General features: G+C 37.2%; 8 protein-coding genes and 4 pseudogenes. 9 read left to right on the top strand and 3 right to left on the bottom strand.

All coding sequences use genetic code 11. The annotated features are described in order from the left end of the window. Positions 1-11: 11 nt before the first annotated feature. The 4 genes from INP95_RS02415 to INP95_RS02400 all read left to right on the top strand — a co-directional run bounded on the left by INP95_RS02415 (position 12) and on the right by INP95_RS02400 (position 9567). The gene (locus INP95_RS02415) at positions 12-8084 is read left to right on the top strand and encodes a two-partner secretion domain-containing protein (RefSeq protein WP_197560824.1); all 8073 of its coding nucleotides are present in this window, start codon (positions 12-14) and stop codon (positions 8082-8084) included. A 1-nt stretch (position 8085) separates the two neighbouring features. Further along, entirely contained in the window at positions 8086-8451 is a 366-nt protein-coding gene (locus INP95_RS02410; protein WP_032827297.1) for a hypothetical protein, read from the top strand. Between the two features lie 248 nt (positions 8452-8699). Then, complete coding sequence (locus INP95_RS02405) at positions 8700-9068, top strand: hypothetical protein (RefSeq protein WP_197560823.1); 369 nt, start codon at positions 8700-8702, stop codon at positions 9066-9068. A gap of 28 nt (positions 9069-9096) precedes the next feature. Beyond that, positions 9097-9567: a hypothetical protein gene (locus tag INP95_RS02400; protein ID WP_197560822.1), complete on the top strand. Its 471-nt coding sequence runs from the start codon at positions 9097-9099 to the stop codon at positions 9565-9567. A 516-nt stretch (positions 9568-10083) separates the two neighbouring features. On the opposite strand, the pseudogene INP95_RS09925 reads toward INP95_RS02400, so the two are convergent. Then, a pseudogene (locus tag INP95_RS09925) lies at positions 10084-10299 on the bottom strand (hypothetical protein); the annotation flags it as partial. On the opposite strand from INP95_RS09925, the gene INP95_RS02390 reads away from it, so the two are divergent. The 4 genes and pseudogenes from INP95_RS02390 to INP95_RS02375 all read left to right on the top strand — a co-directional run bounded on the left by INP95_RS02390 (position 10244) and on the right by INP95_RS02375 (position 19108). Then, on the top strand, positions 10244-11497 hold the full coding sequence (locus INP95_RS02390; protein ID WP_070775824.1) for a VENN motif pre-toxin domain-containing protein: 1254 nt from the start codon (positions 10244-10246) through the stop codon (positions 11495-11497). The pseudogene INP95_RS09925 and the gene INP95_RS02390 sit on opposite strands and share 56 nt — an antisense overlap. Beyond that, positions 11475-17858: pseudogene (locus tag INP95_RS02385) on the top strand (hemagglutinin repeat-containing protein); the annotation flags it as partial. The gene INP95_RS02390 and the pseudogene INP95_RS02385, both read left to right, overlap by 23 nt. A gap of 414 nt (positions 17859-18272) precedes the next feature. Then, positions 18273-18920 carry a hypothetical protein gene (locus INP95_RS02380; protein ID WP_197560820.1) on the top strand — a complete coding sequence of 216 codons (648 nt, stop codon included), beginning with the start codon at positions 18273-18275 and terminating at the stop codon, positions 18918-18920. After that, the gene (locus INP95_RS02375) at positions 18920-19108 is read left to right on the top strand and encodes a hypothetical protein (RefSeq protein ID WP_049368180.1); all 189 of its coding nucleotides are present in this window, start codon (positions 18920-18922) and stop codon (positions 19106-19108) included. The genes INP95_RS02380 and INP95_RS02375 overlap by 1 nt, the downstream gene beginning before the upstream one ends. 211 nt (positions 19109-19319) lie before the next feature. Here the strand turns inward: INP95_RS02375 and purT (INP95_RS02370) are convergent. After that, positions 19320-19460, bottom strand: a pseudogene (gene purT, locus INP95_RS02370) (phosphoribosylglycinamide formyltransferase 2); the annotation flags it as partial. 19 nt (positions 19461-19479) lie between these two features. Between purT (INP95_RS02370) and INP95_RS02365 the strand changes: the two are divergent. Next, a complete protein-coding gene (locus INP95_RS02365; protein WP_197560819.1) occupies positions 19480-21453 on the top strand; it encodes a VENN motif pre-toxin domain-containing protein in 1974 nt (657 codons plus the stop codon). Between the two features lie 602 nt (positions 21454-22055). Here the strand turns inward: INP95_RS02365 and purT (INP95_RS09845) are convergent. After that, a pseudogene (purT, locus tag INP95_RS09845) lies at positions 22056-22196 on the bottom strand (phosphoribosylglycinamide formyltransferase 2); the annotation flags it as partial. Positions 22197-22313 lie beyond the last annotated feature (117 nt).

Here is a 22313-nt window from a genome sequence, read left to right as displayed (position 1 = left end):
GAAATTAAAAAATGAATAAACGTCATTATAAAGTGATTTTTAGCCGTGTATTAAACCAGCTTGTGGTGGTCTCTGAGTTGGCAAAATCTCAAGGTAAAGCGCAAAGTGAAAATGTGAGCTCAGAACAAGAAAAAACAGGATTGTTTTCAACCGCACTTTCACTTAATCCTATTCATTTTAGCTTAATGTTGGCATTAGGCTTTGTCTTCTTATCGCCTTCTGTTCATGCAGAAGATATGGCAATTCGTGCTGATAAATCTGCACCAGGTAATCAACAACCTACCGTACTTCAAACCGGCAATGGTTTACCGCAGGTAAATATTCAAACACCAAGTGCAGGTGGGGTATCACGTAACCAATATTCACAATTTGATGTGGCAGAAAAAGGCGCTGTGTTAAACAATGCCCGCAAAGCAGCCCAAACGCAAATGGCAGGATGGGTGCAAGGTAACCCGAATCTTGCTCGCGGTGAAGCGAAAGTCATTCTTAACGAGGTCAATTCAGCGAATCCAAGCCGTTTAAAAGGTTATGTAGAAGTCGCAGGCAAAAAAGCAGATGTGGTGATTGCCAACCCAAGCGGTATCCAATGTGATGGTTGTGGTGTGATTAATGCTGGACGTACCACGCTGACAACCGGTAAAGCTGATGTAGAAAATGGTGAGTTGAAAGGCTATCGCGTAAAAGGCGGTAAGGTGACTGTTGGCCAAAAAGGGATGGATAACAGCCAATCTGATTACACCGATATTATCGCTGAGAAAGCGGAAATCAATGGTGGTGTTTGGTCGAAGAAAGGCATTAAAGTTACCACTGGTAAAAACAACGTTGACCGCACCAATGATTCAGTTGTGTATGTGGGCGATAAAATCACCGATAAAACCGACCACACTTCCGATACCCAAGGCGAAAACCAAAGCTACAGTGTGGATGTGAGCCAATTAGGTGGGATGTATGCTGAAAAAATCCATTTAGTGGATAACGGCCAAGGTCTTGGTGTACGCAATGCGGGGCATATTGGTGCATCAGCGGGTGATGTGAAGATTGATAGTCAAGGACGTATTGTTAATGAAGGGGTAATTAGCGCAACTCACCAAGCTGATCTTAATGCAGAAAAGGTTATTGAAAATAAAGGTAAAGTTGAAACTAAACAGGGGAATGTTGCATTGCGCTCACAAACTCGAGTAGAGCAGCATGGTTCAATTGTTTCACATCAAGGGGGGAGCTTTGTTCAAGCTAAGGATAAAGTTACTCAAACCGGTGAAACTGTTGCTAAGGGCGATATTCAGTATCAGGCAAAAAATATTGAAGTAAAAAGTGGTGCTTTAGTTGCTGCTGGCGTTACGGTACAGGATACTACGCAAGGTGAGATTCGTTCTCTAGATACTCAACATGCACAAGGTGCAAATCTTACTCTTTCAGCTGAAAAGACCATTTCATCCAAAGCAAAACATCTAGCGAGTGGTGAGATTAATGTGAGAGCGGAAATGGTTGATTTATCTGATAGTCAATTAAGTGGAGATCGCATCGCTCTCCAATCTGCTCAATCAGCTTTAAATCTGAATAAAACAACGCTATATAGCGAAGGAAAAACAACATTAAGCAACCCAAATCTTATTTCAACTGAAAATGCACATTTGAATGCTGATCATTTTGTGGTGGATAGTGTTCAACTTAATAATCATCAGGGCAGTTGGATTCAACGTGGCGCCGAAGCTTTTGCATTAAATGTACAAAAGGGATTAGACAATACTGAAGGAAAAATTGTCGCAGAAGGTACGCTTTCTGTTCAAACGCCATTAATTCAAAATAATCAAGGTGTGATTTGGTCAAATCAAGGTGTGAAACTTAACACAAATGCAGGACATATAGAGTCTCAATCTGGTTATTTATTTGGAAAAAATAGTCTTGATATTAGTACTTCAACCTTGAATAACCAAAAAGGTGAAATGTTAGGTGGACAGGTTTTATTGGCTGCACAGCAAGTTAATAATGAGGAAGGGAAGTTAATTGTCGGAAATCGCGCAGATTTATCAGTTAATCAATTTAATAATCAGCGTGGTATTGTTTATAACCAAGGTGAACTATCATTAAAGACAGAAAATTTACACAACCAAGATGGCATTATTTCATCTGTTTCTCGTGCGACATTGCTTGCAAATGATTTAAATAACCTTAAAGGAGTGATTCAGGGAGAGTCTGATTTAACGATTCAAACCCAAAATTTGAATAATACACAAGGTGATATTTCAGCGAAAACAGCAGCGATTTCTTCTGCTGCAATAAATAATGCACAAGGTGTAATTTCATCTCAGGATTTAACATTATCTGGTACAAATTTAAATAACAAAGGTGGCATTGTTCAAAGTGTGAATGCAACATTAAATTTGACCAAGATGGATAACCAGTCTGAAGGTGATAAAGGCTCTTTGGTTAGTGCAACAAATCGTTTAGTGTTAAATGTTACAAATGTAAATAATAAAAATACAAAAGCTAAACAAGATACCCCTACTCAAGGTATTCAAACAACTAATTTAGTAATAAATGCAGAGCATATTGAAAACCAATCTGGTGGTATTTATGCAGGAAAATCAGCAAATATTACAGTTAATCAATCTCTTGATAACCAACAAGGTGAGATTTTATCGGCTGGTCGAGTTGATATTGTAAATCCAGATTTAACCTTGGTTGTAAATAATGCACTAGGAAAAATTGAATCGGTGATTGGCACAACATTACAAGCCAAAACATTAGCGGATGAAGGTTCGATTAGAACAAAAGGAGATTTGGGTATTGAGTTAAATGATAGCTTTACCCTAAATAAAGCCTTTGGTGTAGGCAATAATCTTACTTTTAAAACAAAAGGTGATTTTGTTAATAATTCCAACCTTGTGGTAGGTAATTCAGCATCAGTTGAAGGATCTACTATTCAAAATAATGCTAATGCAGAAATTTCCTCGATAAACACTCGCATTCAAGCCAATAAACTGGATAACTTTGGTTTAATAGATGGTGACACCACAGTGATTAAAGCCAATGATGTCAATAATATCGGTACTGCACGTATTTATGGTAGTCATCTTGCCATTCAAGCAAATAATTTAAATAATCTTGAGAACACTGACGGAACAGCAGCGACTATCGCTGCTCGCGAGAGACTTGATTTAGGTGTCAGTAATTTAGTAAACCGTAACCATTCACTTATTATGAGTTTAGGTAATATCTATATTGGTGGACAGTTAAATGACAATAATCAAGCAACTGGTTATGCAAATAGCATTGATAACGGTAGTGCAACCATTGAAGCTTTAGGAAGTGGTTGGATTAAAACAAATCGTCTGCTAAACCACGATTTACATTTAAGGTTAGGACATAAATATACTAAAAATCATTTTGTTACTTATTCCCCATTTGATAGTAGTGCGACTTATTATAGTAATGAAGGAGAAAAAGGTGAGGGTTATTTAGATCATGTTAATAATAGTCGTCATAATAGCAATCAATATTTTCGTTTCAATGATGGACGTAAAGCTGTGGCAGCTCGAAATTGGCTGAAACAAGATTACATTCGAACCACAGATACTAATACCATTGAACACCAAGATCCCAGTAAATTGCTTATCGGGCAATCTTTACATTTGGAAGGGGGGGAGTATACGAATAAACACTCTCGAATTGTGATTGGTGACACCTTATATTTAGCGGATAAGGCGATTAAGGAACCCGTCAGTACAGTAAGTCAAGGATTACTAAAACTGAGTAATATTGATGTTGATGGTGAAATTCATCGTCGAGATATCGGTTTGAAAAAAGATATTAAAAAAGAACATCGTCATCATGGTTCGAGAGGTAAAAAAGTTTGGGCTGTGTATGGAGGAGATGAACAAAAAATTGACCGCCTCTTACCTGTCGAACCGTTCAAATTTGGGCTGGAACTTTTAAAAATAGGTGAGCCGGTGGAGTCTACTGGCATAATTGTTGGGGATAAATCAGATTTCCAAGGCATTTCATTAGCGGAGAAAACACCTTTAAATACAGATTTAAATGTTCACCGCGTTAATCTAGAAGCAATCACGTCTGGAGTGATGAAAAATAAAGATAACCTTGATATCAAAACGCATTTACCAGATATTTCATTGCCACAGGCAAGCCTTTATAAAATCAACCCTGAGGTATCAGGACAGTTTTTGGTTGAAACAGATCCGCGTTTTACACAGAAATCTAAATGGCTCAGTTCTGATTATATGTTCAAACAGTTGCGCAATGATCCACAAAATATGCTTAAACGTTTGGGCGATGGTTTTTATGAACAACGTTTAGTAAACGAACAAATTAATCAGCTCACTGGTAGACGTTTTCTAGAAAATTACTCTTCCGATTATGACCAATATAAAGCCTTGATGGATAACGGGGCATACTACGCCAAAAAAATGAATTTAGTACCAGGCGTTGCTTTGACATCTTCTCAGATGAAAGAGTTAACTTCTGATATGGTTTGGATGGTAAAACGTGAAGTGACTTTAAAAGATGGTTCTAAGAAAGAAGTATTAGTGCCACAGGTTTACGTTGTTGGACGTAATACCGATATTGATAGTCGAGGTGCAGTGATTTCTGCCAATGATGTCATTATGAATATCAAAGGTGATGTACAAAATAGTGGCGTAATTTCTGGACGTAATCTAACAGGCTTAGCCGCAAATAATATTGAGAACTTAGGTGGTCGCTTACAGGGTCGAGAACTTTATTTGGTAGCTAAAAATATGCTTAATAATCTTGGTGGAGAGTTAAATGCAACAGATAATTTAGTTGCCCAAGGAAAGCATATTAATATTGAAAGTACCACGAGTGAAACAGAAAATACACCTGATTTTTACCAAAAATCACTAACACAACAAGCATCTGTAAAGGTTGGCAATGATAACAAAAAAGGCAGTGCTAGCTTTATTGCGACTGAAAATATTACTGTAAAAGGTGCAAATGTAGATGTGAACGGAAATGCGGTTTTCTCTGCAGGTAAAGCATTGAATTTTGGTACGGTAGAAACTGAAAATAAAGAGCATTACGTACCAAATGCAGATAATTACTATAAGCTTGATCAAAAACAAGAAGTTGGCAGTCAGTTAAATGTTACAGGAAATCTTGATGCTGTAGGTAAAAGTGCGGTTGACATGCGAGGTGTTTCTGTAACCAGTAATGGCACCATGAATGTACTTTCTGACGGTAATATCAATATTCAAGAAGCGCGTTATAAAGAGCAGTTGTCGAGTGCCTCCAAAAGTAAATCTAGAGGTTTAACAAGCTCAACGACAGAAGTTTATCGACATAAACACGATTATGACGTTGCGGAAGCCTCAAATTTAGATGCAGATAAGATTTATCTTCATTCAAGCAAAGGTAATGTCACTATTCAGGGCTCAAATGTAGCAGCTGGTAATGGTTTGACGGTGAAGGCTAAAAACATTGATATTCGCGAAGCTGAGAACCGAGTCTACTCTGATGATTATTACAGCAAGAAAAAATCAGGCATATTGGGAGGTGGTATTGGAGTAACCTTTGGTTCTCAAAAACAAACCACAGAAAGTGATCAGACTAAGCTTTATGCGAAAGGTAGCCAAGTAGGTAGCTTGAACGGTAATACTACGATGATTGCGGAAAACACTTATACTCAAACTGCGAGTAAGGTGAGTGCAATCAAAGACGGCGATGTGAATATTCTGGCGAAAAAAGTCGATATTAAAGCTGCAGATGACAAATATGAAACCAATACCAAACAAACCTTTGAACAAAAAGGTGTAACTCTTGCGATTACCTCCCCTGTTATTTCTGCTATTCAAGCAGTACAAGGCGTAGTGCAATCAACTAGACAAGTAGGTGAGAGTAAGCATGGTCGTGTGAATGCGATGGCAGCAGCTAATGCTGGTTTTGATGCTTATCGGGCAGCTCAATCAGTCGGACAAGCTGCAAATGATGTCGGAAAATTTATGAGTAACACAGGAAATGTAGATTCTGTGATTGGTGCACAAATCACTTATGGCCAACAAAAAAATGAATCTCGCACGCATACTGAAGGCAAAACCGCGGCCAAATCTCAAGTGAATGCAGACGGCAAAGTAAATATAGTGGCAACGGGTGCAGGAAAGGATTCCAACATTAATATTGAAGGTTCAGATATCTCAGGCAAACAAGGCACGACTTTGATGGCAGACAATCAAGTAAACATCAAAGCAGCAGAACAAAACCACCAAGAACGTAGTACCAATAAATCGAGTGGTTTTAATGCTGGGGTAGCCATTAAAGTGAGTAATGGTGAGGCTGCTGGGGTTACTTTAGGCGGTAATTCCGGAAAAGGCTATGGCAATGGTGATGAAACCACTTATGTTGCTAGCCATGTAGGTGATAGCCAAAGTAAAACCGTGATTAATGCAGGTGGTGATGTCACTCTTGCAGGCAGTCAAGTGAAGGGTAAACGTGTTGAATTGGATGCGAAAAACCTCAATATCGAGAGCTTGCAAGATAAATTTCGCTATCATGGTAAACAAATGAATGTAAGTGGTAGTGTGACAGTGGGGTATGGCGCATCCGTTGGAGGCAGTTTCAATAAATCAAAAATCAATGCTGATCATGCGAGTGTGAATGAACAGGCAGGAATTTATGCCGGAGATGAAGGCTATGATATTAATGTTAATAAGCATACCGATCTTAAAGGTGCATTGATTACCTCTACACAAAAGGCAGAAGCAGATGGTAAAAACCATTTTAGTACCGGCAGCATTACACATTCAGATATTGAAAATCACTCAAATTATAGTGGCCGCAGTTTTGGTGTAAGTGGCAGTGTGTCAGCTAACTTTGAAACACCATTTGGTAAAGAGGGTCAAGCACAAAGTGGTAAACAGGCGGTGGATGATGATGGCAATCTGATTTATAGAAACGACCGAGGAGAATTGACCACAGAAGCCAAAAATGCGCAGGGTAAAGACAACGCAAAACAACTTGCTACAGGTTGGGATTCTTTAGAAACCTCAACAGGATTTGGTATTGGGCGAGATAAAGAAAGTCAAAGTAGCGTGACAAAAAGTGGTATTAATACTGCGAATATTGAAATTAGAGACCAAGCGGAACAACTGGCGAAAACCGGTGAAACGGTTGAGCAAACGCTAGATAGCATTAAAACCGATGTAACTACGGATAATGCAGAGCAGCATTCCGGCAAGTTGGAAAATCATTTTGATAAAGATAAAGTGATGAAAGAGCTCAACATTCAAGTGAAAGTTACTCAAGATTTTCGTAAAAATGCCTTCTCAATGATTGATGACTATGTGCTTCCAAAACAGGCTGAATTGAGAAAACAAATCAAGGAAGCCAAAACGGAAGAGGAAAAGACCGCACTTTATGGAGCAATTTATAAATTGCAGTATCAAAAACGTTTGCTTGAAACAGTGGTTGGCATTGCCGCCGGCTCACCGGATGTTGCAATCACTCAAGGAACTTTGCAATTAGCCGCAACGAAGATGAGAGAGGAGACTTTGGCTAATTCAAGATTATTTAAAGGTATTAAAGATGCGAAGACGGGGAAAATTCTTCGTAATGATAGTTATGATAGCGGTTATTTTGATGGAGTAAAATTAGGTGGTGTAAGGATTGATGTTGATGCTATTTGCAATAGTAACATGGGGACTTGTACTTATAATGATGATAATTCAATCACATTTAAAGGTAATAAAGACTATACATTAGATGATGCTATTGATCCGCAACAAAATAAAAAAGCGGGTGGATTATATGGAGAAACCGGTGGTTTTCAACCTGTTCAAGGTGAGTGGAATCTACATTTTAAGAGAATTCCGTATAGCATCGGTTCTATCTCGGATATGGCGGTAGAATCCTTTGCTGGTACTCACGACCTGTTAGGAGGCCAAGCATGGGGCTGGTATGATAAACAAGGAAATACTGCAGAAAAAAATAAACTTACTGGTGTAGCATCAGGTGTAACAACTGTTATTGCAATACCGGTATCCGCACCATTTGCTTTATCCGATGTAATGTCATCAGATATGTTTGAACTTTTGATGAAAATAGGAGGTAAATAAAATGAAATACACCTTATTTATTCTTTGTTTTATATTAAACGGATGTTGGTATTCAAACGGATGTTTTTATACTCCACAAATGGTTAATTGTGTTGATAAGGGGAAAGAATATCCATTAATTGCAGGGTATCAAAAAAAAGAACTACTAGGACATACAAACTCAAAACAACGATGGAAAGATCTTGTTTCTTGTGGAGGAAAGTATGGTGATATAAATCTACACTACTATCCGCAAAACTATCAAATAAATGACAAAAGATATAAAAATCTTGATGAATGTATGAATACTAAGGGGTATATATATCTTTCTCCCGCTGAATGTGGCTATCAAGATCCTAAGTGGGATAATGGAAAGTGTAACTTATAACGCATTGAATTTATTATTTAAATAGAGTGCGGTCAAAAATTTTGGTTTTTTTAATTTTAAAAATAATCTGAATAAAAGCTGGTTACAGCGAACAGCAGATATGTTTAGTGATGAACGTTTATCCGTACATAATTGCCATGGCTTAGGACAACGACAATGTATTACTGACGGATATAGAACTGGAGGAGATCTTAAAATGGGTAATGAAAGAACTATTTTTGAATTAAATAAAGCGAAGGAGAAATAAAATGAAAATAAGATTTTTATTCTTAATACCCTCAATCTTATTGCTTACAAGCTGTAGTGGATGGTTTCAACCTCTACCGCCATACTATCATTGGCGTTTGCATAATGCGGATGCATTATTCCCTGAATCAGATCCTGATGTTTTAACTAAATATGTTGACAGAAGAAAAAAAGATATGACTGATTGCGGTATTATAGATTGGGCGGCAGGAGAAAGTGATAATCCAGAGGTCAATCTTTGTTTAGAGAAAAAAGGCTGGTATTTAGAAGGTGGACCTGTTTGTGAAAATACACTAATGTGGGATAGACCTCCATGTATCCAATGGCGAAAAAAACACAGCAAGCCTGATGCTAAGCCTTGGGGATTATAAATAGTAATAACAGTAAAAAAGAGGATAAATGATGGCTTATCATGTTTCTTTAGTTAATACGGATAAGAAAGATATTTCTTATAAACTAATCATGAATAAAGAAAAGTTTAGAGAGTTTTTATTTAAAGAATTCAACATGAAGGAAGAGATAAATAAAAATGGAGCTTTAGAGTTTTATTATGATAAAGATGATCCTTCTTTTACTATTTTTTATACTGAAGGTATTGAAGGTGAATATTACATTAATACCACGGATGATAAGCATATAGAAAAGCTAATTTCTATTGCTGAAAAGTTAAATGATGGTACTAGAGTTAGAGGAGATGAAGGGGAGACATATAACTCTTTAGAGGATACATATATCCATTCTGATGATGAATATTTATTTAAAAATACAACAAAGGAAAAAGGTTTTTATTTTCTTAGAAATCCTTCTATAAAAATAGGTATTGTTATAGGGATTATTGTTTGTCTTATACAAATTTTATTTTTTAAATAGTAGCTCTTATAACTAGTTTGATTTAAATCTGCGCCACCTTATTTGGGTTGGAGTTTATATAATGAGAATATGCTATTTTTAAGCTCAGATCCTAAAGCCGCATATAAATATCTTAGTAAGAAGAAAAAAAGATATGGAAGATTGTGGTATGGATTTTGTCATTGGTGAAAGTGATGATCTGAAAGTAAATCTTTGCTTCGAAAAAAAGAATGGTGCTTAGAGGGCGGACCTGTCTGTGGAAATACAATAATGTGGGATAAACCTCTTTGTGTTCAATGGCGAAAAAAAACACTGCAAACCGTATGCTAACCCTTGGGAATAAGTTACAAGAGCATTGAAATATCTTCCCAAAATATATTGCTTTGGGGCGATAGATTTATATGCCTTTCAACATTTGAAAAGCATATAATTTAAAATCTTTAGATACAAAGTGCAGTCAATTTTCAAAGAGTTTTAAAACCTCTCAAAAATTGACCGCACTTTTGTATTTTCAAAGATGCTTATATTAAGAAAACCTTATAATTTCACATCCAACTTCGCGTAAGCACGTTCTACTTTTTCTAATGCTTTTTCTACGGAAATATCACGAGCGAGTAAGACACCTAAACGGCGATGGGCATTGACTTCGCCTTTGCCGAAAAGGTGAATATTACTATTAAACCTAAACCTTGCATTGGTGTATAGTAAAGATTCCAATAGCCAATCTAGCACGACAAAAAGTGGCAAATTAGAGAACCGTTTTAATAAAGATGATGTTCAAAAAGAACTTGATTTCCAACGTGAGGTGACAGAGAAATTTGGACCAAATGTCGCGGAAGCAGGAAGTTTGCTTGCTAATAAATTTGGCGAAGAAGCGAAAGCGAAGCGTCATGAAGCCGCAATTGCGTTAGAAGAAGCAGAAAAAGCCAAGGCAGAAAACAACAACGAAACTAACCGCACTTTAGTAAAACAAGCACGAGATAATTTTGAGACAGCGAGTCGCGAAGCTAAAGAATGGGAAACGGGTGGAAGTAAACGCCTTATCATTGATTCGGCATTAAATGTTATCAGTACCGCTTTAGCTGGCAGACCGGCAGCGGAAGTGGTGGCTTCAGGATTATCACCTGCGGTGAATAATCAAATTAAGAAAGCGACAACAGATGCAAAAGGCAATGTGAATACCGCGCTCAATTTGACAGCTCATGCACTTTGGGGCGCGGTAGAGGCTTATGCAGGCAACCGTAATGTTGCTGCTGGTGCTGCGGGTGCAGCTGGTGGTGAGACGGCGGCTCATTTCCTTGCCTCGACACTTTACAATAAATCACCTGAAAAGCTTAGCGAAGAAGAAAAACGTACGGTATCGTCTTTAAGCCAAGTAGCAGCAGGTATTGCTGGTGGTACTTTATCGGATAGCTCTGATGGGGCAATTATTGCAGCTAAAACAGCGAAAGATTCAGTGGAGAATAACAGCATGGCTGATGACGTTCATCCTAGTGATGAGCGTAAGCAAAACATTGAAATGTATGCCAAGGTTTTATTCAATGGAGATGAAGATAAAGCTAAAGAATATCAAGAAGGTCTAGAGATTGCAGAAGCTCAAGGGCAACTTGATAGTGTTAAAGAAACAGCGAATGCTGTTGTTAATTTAGATGATACCGTTGTCTCTTTATGGGAAGCTATCTCAAACCCAGAGAAAACCTATAATAATGTTGTGGTCTCGTTGAAAGATTGGGATGAGGCTTATGCGCGTGCTCTTCAAGAAAATCCAAAACTCGCGGGTGAAATGCAAGGTTACCGCCAAGGCCAAATGAAAGGTGTTTCAACTGGAGGAGTGGTGCTAAGTGGTGCGGGATTGGCGATAGCTAAGTCTATTGCCAAATTAAAAAATGGAAAGATTGATGTAGCCCATTCCAGTGTTAATGTTGCGAAAATCAGCAAATATTACAGTTAATCAATCTCTTGATAACCAACAAGGTGAGATTTTATCGGCTGGTCGAGTTGATATTGTAAATCCAGATTTAACCTTGGTTGTAAATAATGCACTAGGAAAAATTGAATCGGTGATTGGCACAACATTACAAGCCAAAACATTAGCGGATGAAGGTTCGATTAGAACAAAAGGAGATTTGGGTATTGAGTTAAATGATAGCTTTACCCTAAATAAAGCCTTTGGTGTAGGCAATAATCTTACTTTTAAAACAAAAGGTGATTTTGTTAATAATTCCAACCTTGTGGTAGGTAATTCAGCATCAGTTGAAGGATCTACTATTCAAAATAATGCTAATGCAGAAATTTCCTCGATAAACACTCGCATTCAAGCCAATAAACTGGATAACTTTGGTTTAATAGATGGTGACACCACAGTGATTAAAGCCAATGATGTCAATAATATCGGTACTGCACGTATTTATGGTAGTCATCTTGCCATTCAAGCAAATAATTTAAATAATCTTGAGAACACTGACGGAACAGCAGCGACTATCGCTGCTCGCGAGAGACTTGATTTAGGTGTCAGTAATTTAGTAAACCGTAACCATTCACTTATTATGAGTTTAGGTAATATCTATATTGGTGGACAGTTAAATGACAATAATCAAGCAACTGGTTATGCAAATAGCATTGATAACGGTAGTGCAACCATTGAAGCTTTAGGAAGTGGTTGGATTAAAACAAATCGTCTGCTAAACCACGATTTACATTTAAGGTTAGGACATAAATATACTAAAAATCATTTTGTTACTTATTCCCCATTTGATAGTAGTGCGACTTATTATAGTAATGAAGGAGAAAAAGGTGAGGGTTATTTAGATCATGTTAATAATAGTCGTCATAATAGCAATCAATATTTTCGTTTCAATGATGGACGTAAAGCTGTGGCAGCTCGAAATTGGCTGAAACAAGATTACATTCGAACCACAGATACTAATACCATTGAACACCAAGATCCCAGTAAATTGCTTATCGGGCAATCTTTACATTTGGAAGGGGGGGAGTATACGAATAAACACTCTCGAATTGTGATTGGTGACACCTTATATTTAGCGGATAAGGCGATTAAGGAACCCGTCAGTACAGTAAGTCAAGGATTACTAAAACTGAGTAATATTGATGTTGATGGTGAAATTCATCGTCGAGATATCGGTTTGAAAAAAGATATTAAAAAAGAACATCGTCATCATGGTTCGAGAGGTAAAAAAGTTTGGGCTGTGTATGGAGGAGATGAACAAAAAATTGACCGCCTCTTACCTGTCGAACCGTTCAAATTTGGGCTGGAACTTTTAAAAATAGGTGAGCCGGTGGAGTCTACTGGCATAATTGTTGGGGATAAATCAGATTTCCAAGGCATTTCATTAGCGGAGAAAACACCTTTAAATACAGATTTAAATGTTCACCGCGTTAATCTAGAAGCAATCACGTCTGGAGTGATGAAAAATAAAGATAACCTTGATATCAAAACGCATTTACCAGATATTTCATTGCCACAGGCAAGCCTTTATAAAATCAACCCTGAGGTATCAGGACAGTTTTTGGTTGAAACAGATCCGCGTTTTACACAGAAATCTAAATGGCTCAGTTCTGATTATATGTTCAAACAGTTGCGCAATGATCCACAAAATATGCTTAAACGTTTGGGCGATGGTTTTTATGAACAACGTTTAGTAAACGAACAAATTAATCAGCTCACTGGTAGACGTTTTCTAGAAAATTACTCTTCCGATTATGACCAATATAAAGCCTTGATGGATAACGGGGCATACTACGCCCAAAAAATGAATTTAGTACCAGGCGTTGCTTTGACATCTTCTCAGATGAAAGAGTTAACTTCTGATATGGTTTGGATGGTAAAACGTGAAGTGACTTTAAAAGATGGTTCTAAGAAAGAAGTATTAGTGCCACAGGTTTACGTTGTTGGACGTAATACCGATATTGATAGTCGAGGTGCAGTGATTTCTGCCAATGATGTCATTATGAATATCAAAGGTGATGTACAAAATAGTGGCGTAATTTCTGGACGTAATCTAACAGGCTTAGCCGCAAATAATATTGAGAACTTAGGTGGTCGCTTACAGGGTCGAGAACTTTATTTGGTAGCTAAAAATATGCTCAATAATCTTGGTGGAGAGTTAAATGCAACAGATCATTTAGTTGCTCAAGGAAAGCATATTAATATTGAAAGTACCACGAGTGAAACAGAAAACACACCTGATTTTTACCAAAAATCACTAACACAACAAGCATCTGTAAAGGTTGGCAATGATAACAAAAAAGGCAGTGCTAGCTTTATTGCGACTGAAAATATTACTGTAAAAGGTGCAAATGTAGATGTGAATGGAAATGTGGTTTTCTCTGCAGGTAAAGCATTGAATTTTGGTACGGTAGAAACTGAAAATAAAGAGCATTACGTACCAAATGCAGATAATTACTATAAGCTTGATCAAAAACAAGAAGTTGGCAGTCAGTTAAATGTTACAGGAAATCTTGATGCTGTAGGTAAAAGTGCGGTTGAAATGCGAGGTGTTTCGGTAACCAGTAATGGCACCATGAATGTACTTTCTGACGGTAATATCAATATTCAAGAAGCACGTTATAAAGAGCAGTTGTCGAGTGCATCCAAAAGTAAATCTAGAGGTTTAACAAGCTCAACGACAGAAGTTTATCGACATAAACACGATTATGATGTTGCGGAAGCCTCAAATTTAGATGCAGATAAGATTTATCTTCATTCAAGCAAAGGTAATGTCACTATTCAGGGCTCAAATGTGGCTGCAGGTAATGGCTTGACGGTGAAGGGTAAGAATATTGATATTCGTGAGGCTGAGAACCGAGTTTACTCTGATGATTTTTATAGCAAGAAAAAATCAGGGATGCTAGGTGCTGGTATAGGGGTTGCTTTTGGTACCCAAAAACAAACCACGGAAAGTGACCAAACTAAGCTTTATGCCCAAAGTAGTCAAGTTGGTAGCCTCAAGGGTAATACTACAATGATTGCTGAGCAATCATACGCACAAACAGCGAGTACTGTGAAAGCGATAGAAGGTGATGTAAATATTCTAGCTCAAAAAGCTGAAATTAAAGCAGCAGATAATAAATATGAAACGAATACTAAGCAAACTTTTCAGCAAAAAGGCGTTACTATTTCCTTAAGTTCTCCAGTGATTTCAGCTATTCAGGGAGTCGCTAAATCAGCTGAAATGATAGGGAAAAGTAAACATGCTCGAGTAAATGCAATGACAGCAGCGAATAGCGCATATAACGTGGTTCAAGCAGGCCAAGCTCTAGGTGAGTTAGCTGGTGCGGCTAGTGGTGCAGGGCAAGCCGCTGGTGGTTCTACGGGGCTCAAAATTTCAATCACTTATGGTCAACAACAAAGTGAATCCAGAACACATACTGTGGGTAATACTGCTGCTAAGTCTCAAGTCAATGCTGGCGGTAAAGTGAATATCATCGCTACAGGAGCGGGTAAAGCATCAAATATTGATGTTGTTGGATCTGATATATGGGGAAAACAAGGAACAACTTTAATTGCTGATAATCAAGTAAATATCAAAGCAGCAGAGCAAACACATCAAGAGCGTAGTACTAACAAATCCAGTGGATTTAACGCTGGGGTTGCTATTGATATTGGAAAAGGTGTTTCAGCTGGATTAACTGTAGGTGGAAACTATGGTAAAGGTTACGGTAATGGTGATGAAACTACTTATGTTGCTAGCCATGTAGGTGATAGTCAAAGTAAAACCGTGATTAATGCAGGTGGTGATGTCACTCTTGCAGGCAGTCAAGTGAAGGGTAAACGTGTTGAATTGGATGCGGAAAACCTCAATATCGAGAGCTTGCAAGATAAATCTAGCTACCATGGTAAACAGATGAATATGCAAGGTAGTGTCACAATTGGTTATGGCTTTTCAGCTAGTGCCGGTTTTAGTAAATCAAAAATCAATTCTGAACATGCAAGCGTGAATGAACAAGCTGGGATCTATGCGGGTGATGAAGGCTATGATGTGAATGTAAAAAATCACACAGATTTAAAAGGTGCGATCATTACTTCAACTCAACAAGCTGAAAGCTTAGGATTAAATCAATTTAGTACTGGTACATTAAGCCATAGTGATATTGAAAACCACTCATCTTATAAAGGTTCTTCAATAGGTATATCTGCTAAGGGAGATGCAAATGGCGGATGGACTGGTCAAGAGAAAAATGGTATTTCTGGTAGTGTAGGTTATGGTCGCGAAAGTGATAATCAAAATAGCGTGACTAAAAGCGGTATCAATACTCAAAATATTGAAATTCGTAATGAAAACGCACAACAAGCACGTACAGGGCAATCCATCACTGAGACACTTGCAGCAATTAAAACCGATATCAGTACTGATAATGCAGAAAGTCAAAGTGGTAAATTAGAAAATCGTTTTGATAAGAATGCCTTACAAAAAGAACTTAATATACAGGTGGAGGCAACAAAAGGATTTGTTCAAACTGCGAATGCTGCTGGGAATGCAATTGCAAATAAATTAGGTGAAGAAGCTGTTGCTAAACAACGTGAAGCACAAGCTGCTCAAGAAGTTGCTGATCGTGCGTATAAAGCTAACCCAAGCAAAGAAAATGAAACCGCATTAAATACCGCGAATCAAAATCTGATAACGGCTAATAATGAAGCAGACAAGTGGCAAACTGGAGGAGAATATAAGCGAAAAATTGATGGTGCCATGAATGCCATTTCTGCAGCATTGGGTGGTTTGCCAGCAGCGGGTATTGCTACCTCCGCACTTTCGCCAGAAATAAATCATCAAATTAAGCTAGCCACTGAGGGTAGCCCTATGGCTAATAAGGTTGCCCATGCAGTTTGGGGTGCGGTGGAAGCTTACTCCGCAAATCAAAATGCTGCAGCGGGAGCTGGTGGTGCTTTAGCGAGTGAGGTGATGGCTGATGTAATTGCAAAAGAGCTTTATGGTAAAAAGCCGAGCCAACTTAATCGAGAAGAAAAAGAAGTCGTATCTTCTGTTAGTCAAGCAGCCGGTGCTTTAGTGGGTGGAGTGGCAGCAAATAGTAGTCAAGGAATTGGTGTAGGACTAACTACAGCTAAGAATGCGGTGGAGAATAATTTCTTGAGTGATGCATCAAGAGCGAGATTAAATGCGTTAAAAACAAAATATCATCGTGGAGAAAAATTAACAAACAAAGAAAAATTGGAGTTTAGAGATTTAATTGAATCAGATCAGCGTAGTGATATTCTCTTGGATAAATTTAGAAAAGATCCAAATTCCTTAAATAGCAAGGAAAGAGAGGCATTTTTAAGCTATGTAGATCGTTATTATATAGAAACTGTTACGGGGAATACCGCATCAGGTTATAAATTGGCATCACCAACATCACTGGTTAATGCTCAAAATCGTTTTGAATCAGAATATTTAATAAACGATCCTGTACCAAAACGAGATTATGGTCATTTCCCTTTTGCAGGTACGGATGCGCAAAGATCGCAAGCAGTGAATACTTTGCCAGAAGAGAGTAAGAACTGGCTAGGATGGCGTTCTGAAAAACATTCTCGTGATGAAGAGATGTATTATACTGTCAAGAACGAACTTGATGCTCCTGAGAATTATAAAAATTCAGCGAATGGGAAAATAGCTTATTCAGTTAAGGATGGGCTGGAGTCAGCCTCGATGATTTATGGCGTTGGTGTACTTTCAAATGCATTAAGCAAATTGCCAGCAACTGTTAATACATTGAACTTACCAAACAAAGTGGTTTCTGCAACAGCGAAAGTTGGGGATTTTGCTAAAGCACACCCTATTTTGACTGAAAAGGTGGTGAATTCGGGTACAAGTATGGGATTTACTTATCTTGGAAATTCATTAAGTGGGAAAGAGACTTCGATGAGCGATCTGGCATGGAGTGCAGGAACTGGTTTTGTTGCGGGAGGAACAAAATTTGGAACAACATTAGCTATTAACTCTGTTAGCGGAGGTGTTCAGGGATATTTTGAAGAAAATGATGAGCCAGTTAAACATGCTGGTTATAAAGCCGCTTCATCCGGTATAGCAACATTAGTCGGTGGAGGTATAGGGAAAGGAATCGAAAAATTAGGATTTAGAGTACTGGTTGGTAATGTTAGTAGAAATAAAGATTATTATGAACCATTATATAGAAATCAAAAATTTTATAATCTTTTAAATGAAGAATATAAATATATTCCTACTAAAATAGGAACTATTGGAGATTCATTGTCTAGTGAATATATAAATAATAAGTTGGAGAAGAATGAGCCCAAAATAAATAGCTGGTTAAAAGGTGGGAATGATGCTAAGTAGGTTATTCCAGTACTTGATTTTTACATTTTTTGCATCCTTAGTTTGCTTTATTGGGTTTTCGTTATTTTTAATTCTTATATCCTATATATTAAATTGGGGAGAAATATCTTTAAGTGAAATAAAAGACATTGTTTTATTTTTCTTTAATGTGTTTAGTAAGGGATTTCCTTTACTCTTTTTATCTATATTTATTTCAGATAATTTAAAAAGAAGATGAAAGGTGCTTTAAGAATATCACCTTGATAGCGCCCCTCTGATGGCGCAAGCGTCCACGCTTGTGCCATTACAATCTATTATAGTTCTGGGGTTAGCAAAATCCCGAGGCAAGCTCACGAATGAAGTTTACCAGAAAATATAGCGTTATCTGGTTTCCAACGTAGTGAAACAACACTTGCTCGTAAAGCACTTTTCCATGTGAAAGGAGAAGATGGTCAGTTACAACTCTCATCAAATACCGCTTCAACAGAAGCAGCAAATGCCTATATCAACGGACAGCTTGCGTATGCGGATGCTATTGCGAAAGGAGTTAATACAGCTAAAATAGCGGCACGAGAAGGTATTGAAGGAACTCGGGAATTAGTGAGTCAAGGGATTTATTATTCTTATCGACCAGCTGAGTTGGTTGTTGATACTGGGAAAGCTATAGCTTCAATGCCTAAACCATATAAGACAGCACTTGGTGTCAGTACTGGTGCAGGGGTCGCAGGTGAGTCGTTTTATTATATGGATGGCTCGAAAAGTTTATCTAATCCAGCAGATGTTTTGGGCTCTGTATATAATGTTGGTGTAAATGCAGCTTGTGATTCCGCTTTTTATACGGCAAACCCATTGCAATCTTTAGGACTTGATACATTGAAAGGGATTGTTAAAGATGGTAAAGGTGCTAACGATGCTTTTTATGATTCTGGTAAATCTAATAGCATATCAATGAGCATTGAGGGGTTAGGTAAAAAACTTGGCTTGAGTGATACAATGACCAAATTTATATCTTCATCAGTTAATAATGCTGTTGATTATAATAAAGAAAGCATAAATAGAGATAAGCCTTCTAAAGGAGAATAATGAAATTTATTATTACACTAATAAAAGTAGCTATAGTTTCTTTTTTAGCTACATCGATTTTTTATTTATTTGAATATATAGAATATGGAGGAGTACAGGATTTCTTCTCTTTTATAAAAAAATTTTATTTATATATACTTTTTATTGTTATATTAGGAATCTTAGGTAGGGAAAAAATAGATCATTGAATTTTAATGGATATGTATTTCAGTAATATATCCAAAAGATTAAGTTTTCTAACGTTAGGTTTTTAGTGGCTTTTAAATTTTTAGCTATCTGAAAAGGTATATAATTTAAAATATCTAGATATAAAGTGCGGTCAATTTTCAAAGAGTTTTAAAGCTTCTCAAAAATTGACCGCACTTTTGTATTTTCAACGATGCTTATATTAGGTAAACCTTATAATTTCACATTCAATTTAGCGTAAGCACGTTCTACTTTTTTCAATGCTTTTTCTACGGAAATATCACGGGCAAGTAACACACCTAAACGGCGATGGCCATTCACTTCGCCTTTGCAGAAAATACGAATATTACTATTAAACCTAAAGCCAGCATTGGTGTATAGTAAAGGTTCCGATAGCCAATCTAGCACAATAAAAAGCGGTATCAATACTCAAAATATTGAAATCCGCAATGAAAACGCACAACAAGCACGTACAGGGAAATCCATCACCGAGACCCTTGCAGCAATTAAAACCGATATCAATACTGATAATGCTGAAAGTCAAAGTGGTAAATTAGAAAATCGTTTTGATAAGAATACCTTACAAAAAGAGCTTAATGTACAAGTCGAGGCAACAAAAGGGTTTGTTCAAACAGCGAGTGCAGCTGGGAATGCAATTGCAAATAAATTAGGTGAAGAAGCTGTTGCTAAACAACGTGAAGCACAAGCTGCTCAAGAAGTTGCTGACCGTGCGTATAAAGCTAACCCAAGCAAAGAAAATGAAGCTGCATTAAATACCGCAAATCAAAATCTGATAACGGCTAATAATGAAGCGGACAAGTGGCAAACTGGAGGAGAATATAAGCGAAAAATTGATGGTGCCATGAATGCTATTTCTGCAGCATTGGGTGGTTTGCCAGCAGCGGGTATTGCTACCTCCGCAATTTCGCCAGAAATAAATCATCAAATTAAGCTAGCCACTGAGGGTAGCCCTATGGCTAATAAGGTTGCCCATGCAGTTTGGGGTGCCGTGGAAGCTTACTCCGCAAATCAAAATGCAGCTGCGGGAGCTGGTGGTGCTTTAGCGAGTGAGGTGATGGCTGATGTAATTGCAAAAGAGCTTTATGGTAAAAAGCCGAACCAACTTAATCGAGAAGAAAAAGAAGTCGTATCTTCTGTTAGTCAAGCAGCCGGTGCTTTAGTGGGGGGAGCGGCAGCAAATAGTAGTCAAGGAATTGGCGTAGGACTAACTACGGCTAAGAATGCAGTGGAGAATAATTATCTTTCTAAGGATGATTGGGATAATTATCGCAAAGACCTTCAAAATTGCCAAGGAAATAAACAGTGTCAAATGGATATTAATAAAAAATATGCAAAACTTGACTCTGAAAAACATGCTGATTTAGTGGCAGCTTGTAAATTAGGCGGAAGTTCTTCTAAATGTCAAACAATGTCTGAAGAAGCTAGAGATGGTGTTGACTATGCTGTACAAGAATTTTATAAACCGATGTTTGATGGGCGCAATGAATTATGGTTAAGGCAGCGTATAGAGCAAGGTTATTCCGATAGTAAAAAAGAACCAAGTGTTGCACTTTTAGGTGATGAGTCACTTAATAATTTAAATGACATGGCTAAGAATCCTAAAGTTTTAAAAAAATTAAAATCTGATGAGAATTTACGGAAAGAATTTATTGATGCAGTGGATGAATCAACATTAGCAGTTAGAATGGAAAAAAGCAATGCGTATGAGTTTGGAGAAGGGCTTTCAAAGTACAAGAATTTGGTTGATCTTACTGATCTCACAGGTGGTTATAAATACTTTAACCGAGAAATTCCTCTCGAATCGGTATACCCTGAAGCTTTCATTGCTCCTTTTGCCCTGAGGGGAGCGCAAGCAATATCTTCAGCTGAAGGATTAATTGTTCAAGGCACCTCAAAAGTATTGCCTAGAGTAGGCATGGTTGCAGAGAAATATCCTTTACTTTCTGAATTAGTTGTTTCTGGAGTTATAAATACAGGATATCAACTGTCATCAAAGAAAGAATTTAGTGGGGATGACTTATTAAAAGCAGAATTATCTACATTGTTCAATAGAAACAAATCTCTAGGCCAACAAACCGCAATTAATATAGGGCTTAATGTTATGGCCACAACAAAACCAGAGGATTATGGTTGGAATGCAATCAGTGCTGTTACTGGAACCTTAGGTTCAGCTGCAGTATCTAATGGATTGTCGAAAGTAAATATATCGCCTTCGATAAATAAAATGGTTGTTCCCACTGGTTCAGCTATTACAAGTGAATATTTAGGTGATGCAGAAAAACTGAAACAATACTACAGATTTCTCGAGGAAAAATATGCTAAATAAGCTTAGGAAAAATTCATGGTTTAGCAATCTAGTGTTATTTTCTTTTTTATATTTATTATTTATATCTAGAGATATAATTTTTTCTCTATTTATATATTTTAAATTTAATGAAGTATATTGGAATTCAGATGCATTTAAAGAGGCATTGAGTCCGACACTGGCTATGTATTTACCTCTTAGTTTTCTTGATTTTGCAATAAAATTTCATAAGAGAACCAAAGATAAAAAACATTAGAAATATATCAAGAATGATTTATTTATAGGTTATTCTCTGTTCGTATTTATATTGTTCAAATTTATTGTGAGGTTTGGAAGTGTATCTATGAAGTGTGTTATTGGTGTATTGTCATTTAACTTATATGATTTTTCTAGATAATCACTATTAATAGTGATTATCAATTCTTATATCTAAAAACTGAGAGTCAGTGTTTAATTTTTGCTGTTAGCTCCTTTAGTAGCTTGTAGGCTGTTTGGTATTTAAATAAACTATAATTTAAAATACTGAAGTATAAAGTGCGGTCAATTTTCAAAGCGTTTTAAAATCTCTCAAAATTGACCGCACTTTTGTATTTTCAACGATACTTATGCTAAGTAAACTTTATTTATAATTTCAAATCCAACTTCGCGTAAGCGCGCTCTACTTTTTCTAATGCTTTTTCCACAGAAATATCACGAGCGAGTAAGACACCTAAACGGCGATGGCCATTGACTTCGCCCTTACCGAAAATGCGAATATTACTATTAAACCTAAACCCTGCATTGGTGTATAGTAAAGATTAAGATAGCCAATCTAGCACAACAAAAAGTGGTATTAATACACAAAATATCATTATTAAAGATGAAGCAGAGCAATTAAAACG

It is taken from the genome of Haemophilus parainfluenzae (genome assembly GCF_014931375.1).
Classification (GTDB): Bacteria; Pseudomonadota; Gammaproteobacteria; order Enterobacterales; family Pasteurellaceae; genus Haemophilus_D.
This window is presented reverse-complemented; position numbering and strand designations above follow the sequence as displayed.